We start from the raw sequence: 16,213 nt of genomic DNA on the forward strand, positions 1-16,213 counted from the left end.
GAGAAACTGGTTGTCCCTTGGTTGAGTGTGGAGAGGCGCATTCATCGGGCACCAAAAGTGTTTCGGGGCAGGAAAGACTTTTGAGGCATTATTTGCAAGATATACATGCCTTGTTAGAGATATCCTACCGCACTGCACAGATAAGATGATTGTGCTCTGTGTTACGGCGTTTTATGCGTGATGCATGGTTTCTCCTTCTTCCTCTCCTCTTGTCTGGATTCTGGCTGGTGAGGCCAGTGGCGATGTATTGGGCGCACGCCTTATGCATGCTTTGCGCGCCCGTATGCCCAAGATGCGCTTTGCAGGCGTAGGGGGCGTGCGTATGCAAGAGGAAGGGCTGGCAAGCTTGTTTCCCATGCGGGATCTGGCGGTTATGGGGCTGGTGGAAGTTTTGCCCCGCGTGCGTCAGCTTTCCGCTCGGCTGGATGAAGCTGCGCAGGATATTGCAGCCCAAAAACCGGATTTAGTGATTACCATAGATAGCCCCGGCTTTGCCCTTAGGCTTCTTAAAAAAATAAGCGGTTTAGGCATTGCGCGCGTGCATTATGTTGCACCGCAGGTTTGGGCATGGCGGCAAAAAAGGGTGAAGGAATTTCCCGGTCTATGGGAAGAGTTGTTGTGCCTTTTACCGTTTGAGGAAAAGTTTTTTAGCAAGCATGGTCTGAAAACCCGCTTTGTAGGCCATCCGGTTTTACAATCCGGCGCAAAGGATGGAGATGCGGCGCAGTTTCGTATCCAGCATGGATTGCCACAAAGTGCCAAAATACTGGTGCTCATGCCCGGTAGCCGCCGTTCAGAAGCACCGCGCTTGCTGCCAGTTTTTGGCCAGATGTTGCGTCTGCTTAAAACATCCATGCCAGACGTGGTGCCTGTAGTGCCGGTTTCTCCGGTTGTGGCAAATGTAGTGGAACGGGCCACGCAGGATTGGCCCGTAAAGCCGATTATCGTCACGGATATTCATGACAAGCACGATGCCTTTGCCGCAGCCGGGGCCGCGTTAACCAAATCTGGCACATCTACCTTGGAACTGGCTCTGGCCGGTGTGCCAATGGCTGTGACGTATCGGGTTAACCCCATAACAGCCTTTTTTGCCCGTCGGCTTATTAAAGTGCCATTTGTAGCCATGGTGAATTTGTTAGCAGGCCGTGCTGTGGTGCCCGAACTTTTGCAGGAGCAGTGCCGCGCAGATGTGTTGGCGCGTGAAGTGCAAATTCTGTTTGAAAATACAGATGTGGCACACGCTCAGAAACAGGCTTTTGCTACGCTTCTGCACGGGCTGGAAGGGCCACAGGGCCAACTGCCAGCCGATGCCGCAGCAGAAGCTGTTTTGGAGGTTCTTAACCGTAAAAATACGGCTAAGACGCTCGGTTAAACGTGTTTAATTGTGTTTGTGATAAAGCTGGTTGGGGTCAATTTCCGGCTTTGTCAGCTCTTTTAGGCCGTCTGGTGTAAACGCCCGGTAAAAGCAGCTCCGGCGGCCGGTGTGGCATGCTACGCCAATCTGGTTCACAAGCAGCAACACGGCATCTGCATCACAATCCAGCCGGGCTTCAATAAGGTGCTGGATTTGGCCAGATGTTTCACCCTTGCGCCAGAGTTTCTGGCGGCTACGGGAATAATAGCAGACACGCCCATTTTCCAATGTTTCGCGCAGGGCTTCACGCGTCATCCATGCAATCATCAGCACTTCGCCGCTGTCGTGCTGCTGGGCAATGGCGGCTACCAGACCAGAGGTATCAAATTTTACAACATCCAGCATGGCATCCAGTTCTGCTGCTGGTGGGGCAATATAAGTCATGGTTTTTCCGTAGGATTAGAATCAGAAGGTGTTTGAGGTTTAAGTGCTGTTTCCAGCCACGCAGGTAGGCGGACTACAAGCGGATGTTCGGCACAGGTGAGTTGGTTATTGGCGGCTTCTGTTTTTAGTAATGCCAGCCCAACATGATCTTGGGATGAGCGCAATGTGCCTACCTCCACACCGTTGCACAGCACGGGCGTTCCGGGTGCGGGCAGGGGGGATGTGGCTGCAACAGGCATTAGGCGGCGCTTTACCAGAGTGCGGTAATGCATGCGGGCCGTAACTTCCTGCCCCATATAACAGCCTTTTTTCCACGATACGCCGCCCAGAAGGTCCAGATTGGCTTCGGCTGCCAAAGTGCGGCCTACTTCGCAATCCTGCACACCATCTGGCAGCCCCAATATGATGCGGTGCAGATTATAGTCCTGTTCTGTAGCAGTTATGGGAGTATCCGGCGCGGCATCAATGAGCCGCCATCCAGCGCCTTCTAACCGAGGATCCCGAAAGCTAATGGCATTTTCCAACACACTGTCTGGCGGTGGGTTTCCCCACGCCACATGCACGGGCAGGGCGGTGAGTTCTAGCTGAACATCTGAACGCAGGCGAAAGCGCTGGAGAGTGGTCTTCAGGTTTTCGGCCTGTTCTGTGGCGCAATCTAACAGCAGGCAGGTATCATCAGGGTCTGAAACTGCAAAGAAGTCTGCTTGCCAGCGGCCTTGAGGGGTCAGGCAAGCGCTCCATGTGGCATCACCCGGTTCCAGCGCAGCAATATCCGCCGTAACCAGACCTTGCAGAAAACGCACGCGGTCAGCACCAGAAAGCTTGAGAACAGTGCGGTTTTCAAGCCGGGTTATATGTGTTGGGGAAGGCATTTACATTCTCCCATAAAAGAACAAAGGCTTCCCGAAGGAAGAGAAGGGGCTTTTGAGATAAGGAACAGAAACTGTTCAAACCTTACTGACTTAGAGCAGAAAACACATCGCCTTCTGGCGGAAGATTGCGAATATGTGTCCGATGCCACAAAGCGTAGAACAAAAGTGTCCATGCGGCTGCTCCCGTTCTGCGGTTATCTGCTGCGCGAAATAGGGCTTTTACACGGTCTGGTCGGGCAATTTCTGCAATACATTCCTGCCGCGCCACCAGATCTCCGAGGTGCGTACCTTTTTGCCGGATCCATGTGCCAATCGGCACAGTAAAACCTTGCTTGGGGGCAAAGGGGCGTGCAGCAGAATTGTGTCGTTGTAACCATTTGCGCAAAAGCCATTTCCCTTTGCCATCACGTAGGCGCATGGAATCGGGCAGGCGCCATGCCGTTTGGGCCACAACGGGGTCTAGCAACGGTGTGCGGCCCTCTAACCCATGCGCCATAAGGCACCGGTCCAGCTTGATAAGCAGATCATTTGGCAGCCATTCTGCAATATCCACAGCTTGCAGGCGGGAAAGCGGTGTTGAGGCATCTGCGGCGGCCATTTCTGCAGCGGCTATGCCATCACGCCAATGGGCCGGGTGGTGGCGCAGAATATTCATGTTATCAAAAATACCACGCCGCCACATGCGCCGCTTGCCTTTCCACCACGGGCGGTTGGCAGAGCGATAACGCCCATAGCCACAGAACAGTTCATCCCCCCCTTCACCCGAAAGGATAACGGTAACGTCCTGTGCGGCTTTTTGAGCTAAAAACCATGTGGGAATAATGGCGTAATCCGCAACCGGATCATCCATGCAGGCTACAATGGCAGGTAGGTGCTGCCACACCATATCTGCTGTAATGCGCAAGGTTTCATGCTCTGCGCGGGCGTGCTTGGCCAATGCGCTGGCGGCATCCGCTTCATCTGCTGCCCCCGGTGCATCAAAAATAGCTGTCCATGTGCGCAAAGGCATGGTGCGGGGAAGGCGGCTCATGGCCGTTAACAGACAGGCGCTATCTATTCCGCCAGAAAGAAACAGCCCAAATGGCACATCTGCACGCTCATGCGCATACACGCTGTCCATCAAGGTTGTATCAAGATGGTTCAGGGCCTCGGCCTCAGAGGTAAATAAAGGCGCGTGGGCCGGAATGGGTGATTGCCGTTGCCTGTCTAGAATGCGCCCTTGGTTAATGCGCAGGGTTTCTCCGGGCATAACGCGCTGAATACCGGGAAAGATTGTTTCCCACCCTGTGGTGAACTGAAGTTGCAGCAGTTCATCTCGCACAGCAGGTGCAATGGCGCGCGGGGCAAGGCCAGAGGCGATTAAAGGAGCAGGCTCGGATGCAAAGGCAATGCCGCCTGAAAATTCGGTAAAATAAAGTGGTTTGATACCAAATGGATCGCGCGAGAGCAGAAGCTCCTGCTGGGCTTTATCGTACAGCCCAATGGCATACATGCCACGCAGCCCGCGCGTATAGGTGCATCCGTTACGCTCCCATAAAAGCAGGGGAGATTCGCAATCACTCCCGGTTTGAAAATGCTCTGGCCCGATCTGCTGGCGAATTTGTGGGTCGTTATAGATTTCACCATTGGCAACAAGCGTACCATCACCGCTGGTTAAGGGTTGGTCTCCACCTTCCAGATCAATAATGGCTAAGCGTGTATGCACCATATCTGCACGGCCCAACCGGGCAATATGTATCCCATTGGGGCCACGATGGCCTAAGGCCTGCGCCATACGTTCCAGAACCGATTCGGAACATGGCTGCGTGCCGGGCGTATAAATCAGCCCCCCAATGCCACACATTTACCCAGCCTCCACCGTGGACAAGAACTTATGCCACGCATCCAAAACGGGTGTGACAGCATAGGTTGTTTCATAATCCCTGCGGCCGGCCTGCGCCATACGGGTTGCTAGGTCTGGTGTTTCCAGCGCAGTGCATATCTGTGCTGCCAGAGCATTTGCATCTTCTACCGGAGCCAGTAGGCCGTTTTCACCATTACGGATGAGTTCGCTTGGCCCTTGAGAGGCAGCAGCAATAACGGGTTTGCAGGCTGAAAATCCTTCAATCACAACATTGCCCAATGGCTCGTGCCGGGAAGGGCAGATCATGGCAGAGCAGGCGCGTAACAGGCCTCCGGGTTGGTTGGCCCAACCGGGCATAAATACGCGTTCAGCCACGCCTTCCTGCTGGGCAAGTGCTTCCAGCGCTGCGCGCTCTGGCCCTTCTCCGGCAATAACAAGTGGAATGTGAGGCACATGCTTCATGGCACGGATCAGAACGTCAAAAGCCTTGTTCTTATGTAGCCGCCCTAATGCCAATAGGAAGGGCGTACCCTGCGGCAAAAATGTGGGCCATACAGGCGGTGTGGCAGCAAGGTCCGTGGCAAAATTGGGTAGGTAATGCACGGCGTTGGTGGGCCAGCCTTGCTCACGCATCCAGCGTACCAGCCCATGCGTATTGCCGATAAGATGAGAACAACGGCGATAATAGGAAAGATCATAAAATCCTCCCAACCGCCCAGCCAGCACCCAATTGCCTTGAGGGGCAAAACGTGCGGCACGGTTCATCCAGGCAACGGCAACGCGAGGGGAAAACTCTTTAAGGGCAGAGCGCAGGCCCATGCGGGTGCGTATATCCAGCATGTTGCCAAAAGGCAGTTCCACCGGCGTAAGGTTGCCTGCACGTAAACGTTGGCTACGTTCCGGATTGGTGCGGATAACAGGCAGAACAGAAAGCCCGGCGGCAGCCTGTGCAATACATAGGCGCTCAAAAAACAGCTCTGCCCCGCCTGTGGGAGCACCGGCCATAATATGCGCAACTTTCAAGGGCTGCGTGTTCAGCCTGTTGGCAGTATCATTCATCATATGCCGGTTTCCTTAAGAAGGGAGAGCGCTGCTGTGGCCACATCTGCAACATCCAACCCGGCTATGGGGGCTTCACCCTCTGGGCCGGGGGCGGCAATCCAGCGCGCACTTTTGCCAGAAGGTGCGTATTCCGATGCACGAGATGGTCCAAAAAGCCCCAAAGTGGGTGTGCCCGCTGCGGCAGCCAGGTGCATCAGGCCCGAATCATTGCCAATATACAGGCGGCAGCGAGCCAGCATGGCAGCAACTTCCGTAAGGGAAAAATGGCCTCCAGCATCAATGGCATGGGGCAAAGCCTCCAGAACAGGGCGCGCCAGCGCAGCTTCCTGCTCACCCGGGCCATAGAAAATGGCAGGCCGAATCTGTGGGTATGCAGCGCAAAGGCGTTGCCACAAGGGCAGGTAGCGCTCTGTTGGCCAGATTTTTCCTGTCCAGTTTGCCGTAGGGCCTAAGGCAATAATGGGCGAGGTATCAGGAATAATGTGCTGTGCTTTTGCGCGATCAGCCGGGCTGACCCAAACAGTAGGGAGCGGAGGGGGGGAAAGGTTTAGGGCACTTCCCAAATGTGTAATGCGTGCGCCTGCACGGCGGCCTCCGCGCATAATAAACCGTCGGCCAGAGCGTAAAAGAAAAGTAACGGCAGAACCGCGCAGATCCACCGTGATGTCCCATTTTAAAGGTGCGCAGGCTTTCCACAGATCAAACCAGTGCAGATCATAGGGACGCTTTTCCATTACAATGGTGCGTTCGAGTCCGGGAAACGCACTAAACAGCCCGGCAGCAACAGGCCCACATGCTATGGTGAACCGCGCATCTGGCCAGCGTTGGTGCAGATATGCCAGCAGGCCTGTAGAAAGCACGGCATCGCCCAGACGTGTGGCCGTGATGAAAAGAATGCGCATTATCGCGCCTATACTGTCTTCCGGTTTTTTTTCCAACCCAGTGCGCGCAGGTGTGGACATTTGCGCTGCCTGTGCAAGAAGCGTTTGCTGATGATAGAGTTATAAACTGGGCAGAAAAAATATCTCTGCTCTGAATCGGGGATACAGGAATGATTAGGAAAGGTTTTTATCTTATCGCCGGGCTTACAGCGGCTCAGTTGTGCGGCATAGTTGTCCTGCCTGCTCAGGCAGCAGACAAAATGTGGACAGCCAGCGCCTGTGGCGCAGAACCTGTTGCACCTTCTGTAGAAGTGTCTTCCGTTGATAAATATAACGCCAGTGTTGATAAGGTAAGTGCTTACGAAAAAGCAGCACGCACCTATAACAGCTGTGTAGCCAAGGCAGCCGTTAAGGAAGAAACAGCTATTAGCAACGAAGCGCGTGAAAAAATTGCCCATATTCATGAGGGCAGCAGCACCGTGCAAAAACGTATTGCTGGTAATTTCACCAAGTTAACCACGGCTCTTAAGGCCGGTGGCAGCAAATTACAGAAGGCAGAGCACTAAAGTTTTCGGCAGGGCGGCTGTTTTCTGGTACAGCAGTAAAAGAGCCGCCATCAGGCTGATTGCCTGTATGACTTGTATGATACCCCCGGCTGAGGCAGATAGACGGTAACACAAAGCCGTCAGGCAGAACGCCAGCAGACAGGAACAGGCCAGACCGTGGCAGAGGATCTTTTCAAGGAAGTTGATGAGGAAATGCAGGCCGAGCGCCTGCGTATGGCAGCAAAGCGCTATGCCGGTGCTGGCCTTGGGCTGGTTGTGGCCGTGCTTGCAGGCATTGGTGCGTGGTCTTGGCATGTTTCCAGCCAGAAATCTCAGGCGTTGGAAGCCACAGGAACGTATCTTACAGCCTTGCGGCAGACAGACCATCTGCCCTCAACTCCTTCATCAGGCACGGTAGATCTTACCACTACCGCGCAGGCGGGTTTGGCTTCGTTGCAGAAATTAGCCTCTTCCGATGCAAAAGGTGTGGCTGTTCTGGCCCGTTTGCAGGAAGGAGGCGTGCAGGCTGCGCGGGGTGATGTAAAAGGTGCGCTGGCCGCGTGGGATGCCGTGCAGAAGGACCCTAATGCGGATTCTGCACTGCGTGATCTGGCAACCTTGCTGTGGTGCCAAAAACAGCTGGATTCGGGAGAGCCTGCTACGCTGCGCTCTCGCCTTGCGCTGCTTACTGGCAAAGGTAAGGCGTGGAATGGTTTGGCCATGGAGGCCTTGGCTGTTCTGGATGTGCGCGAAGGGCATGTGGCAGAGGCTCGGCAGAAATTTGCAGCGCTACAGGCTGCGCAGGATGTTCCTCAGGGCGTACGCAACCGGGCGCAGGATATGATGCAGGCCCTTGATCCGACAGCAGGCTAGTAGAATGAGCAGCAACAAGAAATCCAGCGCAACCAGACGTTCCGGACTTTCACGCCGTGCCCTGTTAGGCGGAGCCGCTTTGGCCCCCGCACTAGCTGGGTGCACCATGTTTGAGAGTGATAGAAAGCCCATTCTGGCTGGGCACCGTACGGATATTCTATCTTCCGGCTCTGGGCTGATGGTTGATCCGGACGATCATACGCCCATTACAATACCTGCCCCTATGAGTGTTTCAGAATGGCCTATTTGTGGGCGTGTTTCAGCCCATACCGGCAGCAATTATGCGTGGGGTGGCCTGCATAAAAGGTGGAGCAAGGATATCGGGGCCGGTATCTCTCAGCCAGATTTCATGGCATGGGCTGCACTTGGTACTTTGGGCCGCGGGCTTATCCCTGCGCCACCCGTTGTGCAGGATGGTCGCCTGTTTGTTATGGATGCCCAAGGCGTTGTGCGGGCTTTTTCTTGGCCCGGTATGCGCCATATTTGGACGTATAATCCACGGCCCAAAAAGTCTTACTCTGCCAATATGGGCGGCGGTTTGGCTGTAGATGGCGGTGTTGTTTACATTGTAGATGGCATTTCCCAAACCATGGCGGTGGATGCGGCAACCGGCAAAGTGAAGTGGAAAACCACCAACGGCGCACCGGGGCGCTCTGCCCCAACAGTTGCTGGCGGGCGGGTTTTCTTTGGCACGATTGATGAGCGGTTTTTTGCGCTGGATTCCGCCACAGGCCGCCAGTTGTGGGCATATACTGCTACATCTGTGGAAACCACCGTGTTTGGCCAGCCTGCTCCTGCTGTAGATAACGGCATTGTGGTGGCCGGATTTGGTGGGGGTGATCTTGTTGCTTTCCGAGTGGAAAGTGGTGAGGTTGTCTGGAGTGACATGATGGGCAACGTCAACAGTCAGGCCAGTACGTTGGATCTTTCCTGCGTGCGTGGCTTGCCTGTTATTGTTGATAGCATTGTGTATGCCGTTAGTATGGCGCAGGTGTTGGCTGCTATTGATATCCGCACAGGCCGCCGTGTGTGGGAACGCTCGGTTGCCAGCCAGAACAGCCTGCTTTGCGTGGGGGATTGGCTTTTTGTGGTCTCGCTAGATCAGCAGATTGCATGTATTGACCGTCTTTCCGGCCATGTGCGCTGGATTACGCAACTGCGGCGCTTCCGGCGCGTGGATGTGCACAAAGATATCGTAACCTGGTTTGGCCCCATGCTGGTGGGCGGCGAACTGGTTTGTCTCAGCTCCTTGCCAGAAAATGGTATGGTGCGGATTAACCCGGCAACAGGTGCAATTATATCAGTAGACAGCATGGATGCCGTTTCTTTCGTGCCGCCAATTATCGTAGATAACCAGATGCTGATCGTGACAAACGACGGGAACCTTTGCTCTTATGGCTGATCGCCGCAAATCCATGCGCCCACCTCCGCCGCTTCCTACGGGGGATATGCCTGTTGTTGTTATTGCAGGTCGGCCAAATGTTGGTAAATCCACGCTGTTTAACCGTCTTGTCGGACGTAGGCAGGCGCTTGTGGCGGATACGCCCGGCGTAACCCGAGACCGTAAGGAAGGTGTAGCCCTTATTCGTGGGCGCTATGTGCGGTTGATTGATACAGCCGGGTTGGAAGAAGCTGCCCCCGAAAGCCTGTTTGGGCGGATGCGCTTTTCTTCTGAAAGCGCTGTGCGTGAAGCAGATTTGGTGCTGTTTTGTGTAGATGCGCGCGCCGGTATTACGCCAGCAGATGAGCATTTTGCGCAGTGGATACGGCGCCAGAACCGGCCTGTGTTGTTGGTTGCCAATAAAACCGAAGGGCGGCTTGGCACGGCTTCTGCAATGGAAGCCTATGCGCTGGGCTTGGGTGAGCCTTTGGCGCTTTCTGCCGAACACGGTGAAGGTGTGACCGATTTGATGTGGGAAATTGCCGATAGGCTGCCCGCAGAGCCGGAGCATGAGGCAGAACCTGAGATCGAAGCAGAAGATGATTTTGCTGTAGAAGAAGGGGAAGAACCTCCGCGCCCCACAGGCCCGCTGCGCGTGGCCATTGTAGGGCGGCCCAATGCAGGCAAATCTACCCTCATGAACGCCCTTTTGGGTGAAGAGCGTATGATTACCGGCCCGGAAGCAGGGCTAACCCGAGATTCCATTGCCGTAACGCTGCGAGATGGCGATGATACGTTTGAAATTGTAGATACGGCGGGTTTGCGCAAAAAAGCGCGCATTGATGAATCTCTGGAAAAAATGTCCGTTTCAGCTGCTATCGAGGCGCTGAAAATGGCAGAAGTTGCCGTGCTGGTGCTGGATGCCACATTGGGTGTGCATGAGCAGGATTTGCAGATTGCCCGCTTAATTGAGCGCGAAGGCCGTGCCTGCGTATTGGCCCTGAATAAATGGGATGCCGTGCAGGATCGGATCGCCACGCGCAATGCTATTCTGGACCGCCTGAGCATTTCTCTGGCGCAGATGCGGGGCGTGCCAGTTGTTACTTTTTCTGCACTCACCGGGGCTTCCATTCACAAGCTGCTGCCCGCAGTGCGTGATGCATGGACAGTATGGAACGCACGTGTGCCAACAGGTGCCCTTAACCGCTGGTTTGAGGAAATGCTGGAACGCCATCAGCCACCATTGGTGCAGGGGCGTCGGTTGAAGCTGCGGTATATTACGCAGGTTAAATCTCGTCCGCCAACGTTTGTCATATTCGGTACGCGGGCTGAGCAACTGCCGGATGATTATAAGCGCTATCTCGTAAATGGCCTGCGTGAAACGTTTGACCTGCCGGGTGTGCCTATCCGCCTGCAAACGCGCGGCACCAAAAACCCTTACGCAGATTCCTGATCTGATAGGTGTCGTCTCGCCTTCTCGTCAGAGCAGTATTGGCAGCCACTATCATACTGTTCTGACAATATTAGGATGAAAGCATAGGCTCCATGACACAGCTCCCCACTTCTCAGTCAGCACCCGTGGTGGATGGGCTGCATGGAGCTGCTCGCAATATGGCCATGCTGGCTGTGGCGCTTTCTGTTTTTCTGGCATTGCTGGATTACGCCATTGCCAATGTTGCGCTGCCCGATATTGCGCGAGATTTAAACGCGTCCTCATCTTCATCCATCTGGGTTGTAAACGCCTATCAGATGGCCAGTCTGGTTTCTCTTCTGCCGTTGGCAGCGTTGGGGAGCAGAGTGGGGTTTGCCCGGCTTTGTCAGGTTGGGATTATCATTTTCATGGTGTCATCCCTGTTCTGTGCCACGGCCACCAGCTTGCCTATTTTGGCGGGTGCGCGCGTGTTGCAGGGCATTGGCGGCGCCTGCATTATGAGTGTGAATATCGCGCTGGTGCGTTTTATTTACCCGCACGCAGAAATAGGGCGCGGCATTGCCCTTAATGGCGTTGTGGTAGCGCTTGGTGTGGCATTAGGCCCTACGGCTGCTGCGGCTATTCTCACTATTGGGTCTTGGCCATGGCTGTTCTGGATTAATTTGCCGTTAGGGGCTTTGGCCTTGGGTATGGCTTTTTATGCACTGCCTAAAGTACCGCGCACTTCTGGCAGGTTGGATATTACAGGCAGCATATTGTGTATGCTGGCTTTTGGTGCCTCCGTAATGGGGGGAGATGGGCTGGCGCATTCCCAAAACACAGCCATTTCCTGTGCATTGCTTATGGCTGGGCTTGCCGCCGGAGTGCTGCTGGTGCGGCGTGAGGCAGAAGCTCCGCAACCAATTTTACCGGTTGATCTGCTTGAAAATCCAGAATTCGCAGTGGCTTTTATCACCGGGTTCTGTGGTTTTGTGGCCTCTAATTTCTACATCGTTTCCATGCCGTTTACGTTGCACAACACTCTTGGCCTCAGTTCGGCTGCCACGGGGTTGCTGATTACCCCTTGGCCGTTAGGCATTATGTGCGCAGCTCCGCTTATCCGGCGGGTGGCGGATAAGGTTTCTGCTGGTGTGTTGTCTTCCATCGGGCTTAGCACAACGGCATTGGGGTTCTTTTTGTTATGGCTGCTGCCTGCTCATCCTTCTGTGTGGGATATTGCATGGCGTACCGGTGTAGCAGGCTGGGGGTTTGGTTTTTTTCAGCCCCCCAATAATCGGGCCATGATGGTGGCTGCACCTCATAACCGCGCAGGCGGAGCCAGTGGTATGGTGCAGGTTGCGCGCCAAGCGGGGCAGACCTTGGGGGCTATGGGGGTTGCGGCCTTTTTTACGTGGTTTGTGCATGGGGCCACGCAAAAATGCCTGCTTATGGCCGGATGTGTGGCGTTGTTTGCCGCCACGTTAAGTGCAAGCCGTTTGTTCCTGAATACAAAAAAAGCAGCCTGAGGCTGCTTTTTATTGATCGTATTATGTGCGGCTGTTCAAACTTCAGCTTCTAGGAAGATGCGGTTTACATCACCCATCCATGCGCCGTAATAACGCTCCAGCCAACGCTCGGCTTGTGTGGGGGCACCAGCCACCAAAGAGGTGAGGGGGGCCAGGTAAACCCATTCCGTTTGCCCGCTTTCATCCGTCATGTCTCGTCCCTGTAGGCCGTCCATGGCAATGGCAATCATTTGTGCGGCCAGGTCGCGCACTGTGCCTTCACCCCAAGGCGTATCCAGCCCCATAAGTGGCACAATATCCCGCAGTTTCACGTAGTCTTCCCACGGGTGAGACTTAACGAGTTCCCAAGCGGATTCTAGGGCTGCATCATCATACAGCAGGCCCGTCCACAAAGTGGAAAGAGCCAGCATCATTTCAGGTGAGCCAGCATCTGCCCCACGCATTTCCAAAAACTGCTTGAGCCGTACATCGGGGAAGGCTGTTGTAATGTGGTCTTCAAAATCCCCAATGGTGGGGGTGACATCTTCCAGACCATCCTGCCGTTCACCATTCATCCATGCGCGGAAGGAGCGGCCTGCCACATTGCGCATCTTGCCATCACGCATAATGAAATACATGGGCACATCCAGCACCCATTCCACATAGCGTTCAAAACTGAAGTCATCTTCAAACACACATGCCGGCATGCCGGAGCGGGCGTTATCCGTATCTGTCCAGACCTGCGCGCGGTTGGAAAGAATGTTGTTGGGCTTGCCTTCTACAAAAGGAGAATTGGCAAACAGGGCTGTAGCTACAGGTTGCAGCGCCATGGAAACACGCATTTTGCGCACCATATCCTGCTCAGACCCAAAATCCAGATTAACCTGCACGGTGCAGGTGCGCTGCATCATGTCCAAACCCATTGAGCCAACTTTGGGCATGTATTCACGCATAATAGCGTAGCGGGATTTTGGCATCCACGGTAGTTCTGCCCGTGTGGCAGTGGGGTGGAAGCCCAAAGGGGCAAACCCCAGCCCAAGTTCACGCGCAATAGGGCGCACAGCATCAAAATGGGCTGTCAGTTCTTCTGCTGTTTCGTGCAACGTGCGTAAAGGCGCGCCAGAAAGTTCAAACTGCCCAGCAGGTTCAAGGGAGATAGCAGCGCCTGCGGCTTCACCACGCCCTTTCAGGCCGATGATGTTGTTGTTGTCGAGAACAGATGTCCAATCATCCGGCTCAAACTTTTGCAGACCTTTGAGCAGGGCTTCAATACCATTGGGGGCATAAGGCGGGGCAGAATAAGCTTTCTGCCCTTCTTTTACGGCTTCTGGACGCAGAAAGCCGAATTTTTCGTGTTCCGTGCCAATCCGCCATGCGTCACGCGGCTTGCATCCCTGCGCAAGCACTTCGGCCAGCTGTGCAACGGTGCGGGCAGGGGTTTCATCTGATGCGCCGGGGTTGGACATGGGGTATCACAGATCCTTGAAAAACAGAGAAATCGCACTCTGCGCCAGCAAAGCGAAGATATGGAAGCGTTATTGTGACAAAACCGCAGCCGAACGCAAGCCACAGCCTATAAGAGCAAGCCCAGCAGCCACGGCTGTATCAGCCCGCAACACCAACGGGCCTAGGGATATTGGGGTGATGCAGGAATATTTCAGCATCATCTGACATTCCCTATCACTTAGGCCACCTTCAGGGCCAACCAAAAAACCATCACCCGCATGTGCATCGGGTAGCAGCGCGGGGGTATGTATTGCCCGGTCCTCTCCACGTTCTACCGCTGCAAACAGGCGGTGTTCCTGTGGCCAGCTTGCCAGAAAATCTGTGAATGACTGTGGGGACTCTATGTGTGGCACATCAAAGCGTTCACATTGCTCCGTGGCTTCGGTGGCGATGGCGTGCAGGCGGTCTGGGTTGATGCGGTGAGTATTGGTGCGTTCGGTTATAAGGGGCACAAAGTGCGTGACACCCAGTTCCGTGCCCATGCGCAAGGCCAAGTCTGTGGCATCACGCTTTAATAGGGCAAAAGCCAGAACCAAAGCAGGTTGTGGCGTGGGGGAGCGTAATTGGCGTTCCAGCGCAAAAAAGCCTTTGTCCTTCCGGATTTCCGTAATGCGTGCCAGCCATTCCCCACTTTTTGCGTTGAAGATGCGCACATGGTCTCCGGCTTTTTTGCGCAGCACGGTGCCCAGATAGCGGGCCTGATCTGGCGCAATGGGCAGAGTTAGGCCCGTTTGGGCGTCTCCCAGTGTTTCTGGAGCATTGTAAAGGCGCGGAAGGTGCGCTGTGGCATCTGTTACAACCATGGTTACCGGGTCTGTCTGAGCTGAAAGGTGTAAGTGATTCCCGCTTTGTGGCATAGAACACCAGCCCTTAACACCATATGCCTTTCTGAACAGGATACGTGAGCAGCCGTGTCAGTTTCTTCCAGCCATACAGATATCCGCATTACAGGGTGGATTGCCCATCTACCACCGGCATTGCAGGCCTATGCTTTGCTTGCACGGCTGGATAGGCCCATAGGCACGTGGCTTTTATGGCTGCCGGGCATGTGGGGCATTCTGCTGCCTCAGGGCGTTGCTACTTTCGAGCGTATCCGGCTGATTGTGCTGTTTGGCATTGGCAGCCTTGTTATGCGGGCCGCAGGCTGCGTTGTAAACGATATGTGGGATAGGGACATAGACCGGCAGGTGGCGCGCACAGCGGGGCGGCCACTGGCATCTGGCGCGTTGAGCATGAAGCAGGCGACACTGTTTTTGGTGCTGCTTTTGCTGGCAGGCTTGGCTGTTCTGGTGCAGTTGAACAGCCTTTCGTGGGTGTTGGGTGTCTCATCCCTGCTGTTGGTAGCGCTTTACCCATTGGCCAAGCGGTTTACGTGGTGGCCACAGCTTGTCATGGGCTTTACCTTTGGGTTTGGCGCACCCATGGGGTATGCGGCAGCCGCAGGGCATTTATCTTGGGCGCAGGCGGCTTTGTATGCGGCAACCATTGTTTGGCAACTGGGGTTTGATACCATCTACGGCTTTCAGGATATGGAAGATGATGCCCGTATTGGTGTAAAATCCACCTCTCGCCTTATGGTGGGGCGGGCACGTGGGTTTATTGGCACCTGTTACGGGCTGATGCTTGTTTTGTTGGCTGTGGCGGCTGTTTTGGCGGGGGTTGGCCCGTTGTTTTGGGTGGCTTTGGTGGTGCCTGCCATATTGTTGTGGCAACAGGCCCTTAAGGTAGACCCCACAAGCCCCGCTTTGTGCTTGGCTCAGTTTCGGGCTAATCGAGAAATTGGCTTGGCCGTAGCGCTGGCGCTCGTTGCTGGGTTGATAGCTGTATAAGCCGGCATGTTTCATATGAAAGAAACCACGTTCATGAAATCCATTTTCCGGGCTGTTCTGCCAGCGGCTATGGGGTTGGTTCTGGCTGGCAGCCAGGCTTATGCACAGGATGATACCGGTGAAACGGCTATTCCCGTGGCATCTTCTTCCGCACCGGCTGCTGTGGCGCTTTCTGCATCAGATAAAGCATGGCTGAAGAGGATTGAGCAGGCGCTCAACCAATCCAAAACCTTTCAGGCCCGCATTCAGCAACTGGATGCAGAGGGAAAGCGCACCACCGGCACCGTATGGATGAAGCGTCCTGGCCAGATGCGTTTGGCGTATGATCCACCATCCCCACTGCTTCTGGTGGCAAATGGCGGTAAGGTTGTGTTCCGGGATAACCAACTGGACCAAACCACGGTTATTCCCATTGAGCGCACACCATTGGGCCTTTTGCTGCGCCCCCATGTGAGCCTGACAGATGATGTAACAGTTACGGGCTTTCAGCATGATAACGGGTTGGTGCAGGTAACGCTTGTGCGCACGTCTTCTCCAGGTGATGGCAGCCTGACGCTGGTTTTTTATGAAACACCTGTTGCTCTGCGATCATGGAGTGTGCTGGATGCGCAGGGGCGGGAAACCCGCGTAACCTTGTTTGATGTGCATGCAGGCGCAGATATTCCAGCCAGCACCTTCGTACTGCCCGCAGAGAACGATTAAACTGT

Annotated in this window: 15 protein-coding genes; 8 read left to right on the forward strand and 7 right to left on the reverse strand. The window is 54.7% G+C overall.

The features are described 5' to 3' along the window. Positions 1-184 precede the first annotated feature (184 nt). Entirely contained in the window at positions 185-1,372 is a 1,188-nt protein-coding gene (gene lpxB / locus ACP7IZ_RS11555) for a lipid-A-disaccharide synthase (protein WP_426849311.1), read from the forward strand. Between the two features lie 6 nt (positions 1,373-1,378). Here lpxB and hisI read toward each other — a convergent pair whose 3' ends face one another. The 5 genes from hisI to ACP7IZ_RS11580 form a co-directional block, all read right to left on the reverse strand. Then, positions 1,379-1,798 (reverse strand): phosphoribosyl-AMP cyclohydrolase, encoded by a 420-nt coding sequence (hisI, locus tag ACP7IZ_RS11560; RefSeq protein WP_426849313.1) that lies wholly within the window; start codon positions 1,796-1,798, stop codon positions 1,379-1,381. Then, on the reverse strand, positions 1,795-2,670 hold the full coding sequence (locus ACP7IZ_RS11565; protein ID WP_426849315.1) for a YgfZ/GcvT domain-containing protein: 876 nt from the start codon (positions 2,668-2,670) through the stop codon (positions 1,795-1,797). Before ACP7IZ_RS11565 ends, hisI begins: the two co-directional genes overlap by 4 nt. Before the next feature lie 82 nt (positions 2,671-2,752). Continuing rightward, on the reverse strand, positions 2,753-4,513 hold the full coding sequence (asnB, locus tag ACP7IZ_RS11570; protein WP_426849317.1) for an asparagine synthase (glutamine-hydrolyzing): 1,761 nt from the start codon (positions 4,511-4,513) through the stop codon (positions 2,753-2,755). Then, complete coding sequence (locus ACP7IZ_RS11575) at positions 4,514-5,575, reverse strand: glycosyltransferase (protein ID WP_426849319.1); 1,062 nt, start codon at positions 5,573-5,575, stop codon at positions 4,514-4,516. After that, positions 5,572-6,477, reverse strand: coding sequence for a glycosyltransferase family 9 protein (locus tag ACP7IZ_RS11580; RefSeq protein ID WP_426849356.1), 906 nt, complete (start codon positions 6,475-6,477; stop codon positions 5,572-5,574). The genes ACP7IZ_RS11575 and ACP7IZ_RS11580 overlap by 4 nt, the downstream gene beginning before the upstream one ends. A 149-nt stretch (positions 6,478-6,626) precedes the next feature. Here ACP7IZ_RS11580 and ACP7IZ_RS11585 point away from each other — a divergent pair, with 149 nt between their 5' ends. From ACP7IZ_RS11585 to ACP7IZ_RS11605, 5 genes are all read left to right on the forward strand, one after another. Next, positions 6,627-7,022 carry a hypothetical protein gene (locus ACP7IZ_RS11585; protein ID WP_426849321.1) on the forward strand — a complete coding sequence of 132 codons (396 nt, stop codon included), beginning with the start codon at positions 6,627-6,629 and terminating at the stop codon, positions 7,020-7,022. A gap of 156 nt (positions 7,023-7,178) precedes the next feature. Next, the gene (locus tag ACP7IZ_RS11590) at positions 7,179-7,874 is read left to right on the forward strand and encodes a tetratricopeptide repeat protein (protein ID WP_426849322.1); all 696 of its coding nucleotides are present in this window, start codon (positions 7,179-7,181) and stop codon (positions 7,872-7,874) included. Positions 7,875-7,878: 4 nt separating this feature from the next. Then, positions 7,879-9,276 (forward strand): PQQ-binding-like beta-propeller repeat protein, encoded by a 1,398-nt coding sequence (locus ACP7IZ_RS11595; RefSeq protein WP_150177923.1) that lies wholly within the window; start codon positions 7,879-7,881, stop codon positions 9,274-9,276. 13 nt (positions 9,277-9,289) lie between these two features. Then, the gene (gene der, locus ACP7IZ_RS11600; protein WP_426849358.1) at positions 9,290-10,708 is read left to right on the forward strand and encodes a ribosome biogenesis GTPase Der; all 1,419 of its coding nucleotides are present in this window, start codon (positions 9,290-9,292) and stop codon (positions 10,706-10,708) included. Between the two features lie 92 nt (positions 10,709-10,800). Then, entirely contained in the window at positions 10,801-12,192 is a 1,392-nt protein-coding gene (locus ACP7IZ_RS11605) for an MFS transporter (protein WP_426849323.1), read from the forward strand. Positions 12,193-12,227: 35 nt separating this feature from the next. On the opposite strand, the gene ACP7IZ_RS11610 is transcribed toward ACP7IZ_RS11605, so the two are convergent. Together ACP7IZ_RS11610 and ACP7IZ_RS11615 are read right to left on the reverse strand one after the other, a co-directional pair. Further along, positions 12,228-13,637, reverse strand: a complete 1,410-nt coding sequence (locus ACP7IZ_RS11610; RefSeq protein WP_426849325.1) for a glutamate--cysteine ligase — start codon at positions 13,635-13,637, stop codon at positions 12,228-12,230. A 69-nt stretch (positions 13,638-13,706) separates the two neighbouring features. Then, complete coding sequence (locus ACP7IZ_RS11615) at positions 13,707-14,534, reverse strand: 16S rRNA (uracil(1498)-N(3))-methyltransferase (protein WP_426849327.1); 828 nt, start codon at positions 14,532-14,534, stop codon at positions 13,707-13,709. Between the two features lie 54 nt (positions 14,535-14,588). On the opposite strand from ACP7IZ_RS11615, the gene ubiA reads away from it, so the two are divergent. Further along, positions 14,589-15,506 carry a 4-hydroxybenzoate octaprenyltransferase gene (gene ubiA, locus ACP7IZ_RS11620; protein ID WP_426849328.1) on the forward strand — a complete coding sequence of 306 codons (918 nt, stop codon included), beginning with the start codon at positions 14,589-14,591 and terminating at the stop codon, positions 15,504-15,506. A 6-nt stretch (positions 15,507-15,512) separates the two neighbouring features. Continuing rightward, on the forward strand, positions 15,513-16,208 hold the full coding sequence (locus ACP7IZ_RS11625; protein ID WP_063354287.1) for a LolA family protein: 696 nt from the start codon (positions 15,513-15,515) through the stop codon (positions 16,206-16,208). The last annotated feature ends 5 nt before the right edge of the window (positions 16,209-16,213 follow it).

This window comes from Acetobacter sp. AAB5, from assembly GCF_050106715.1.
Classification (GTDB): domain Bacteria; phylum Pseudomonadota; class Alphaproteobacteria; order Acetobacterales; family Acetobacteraceae; genus Acetobacter; species Acetobacter oryzifermentans.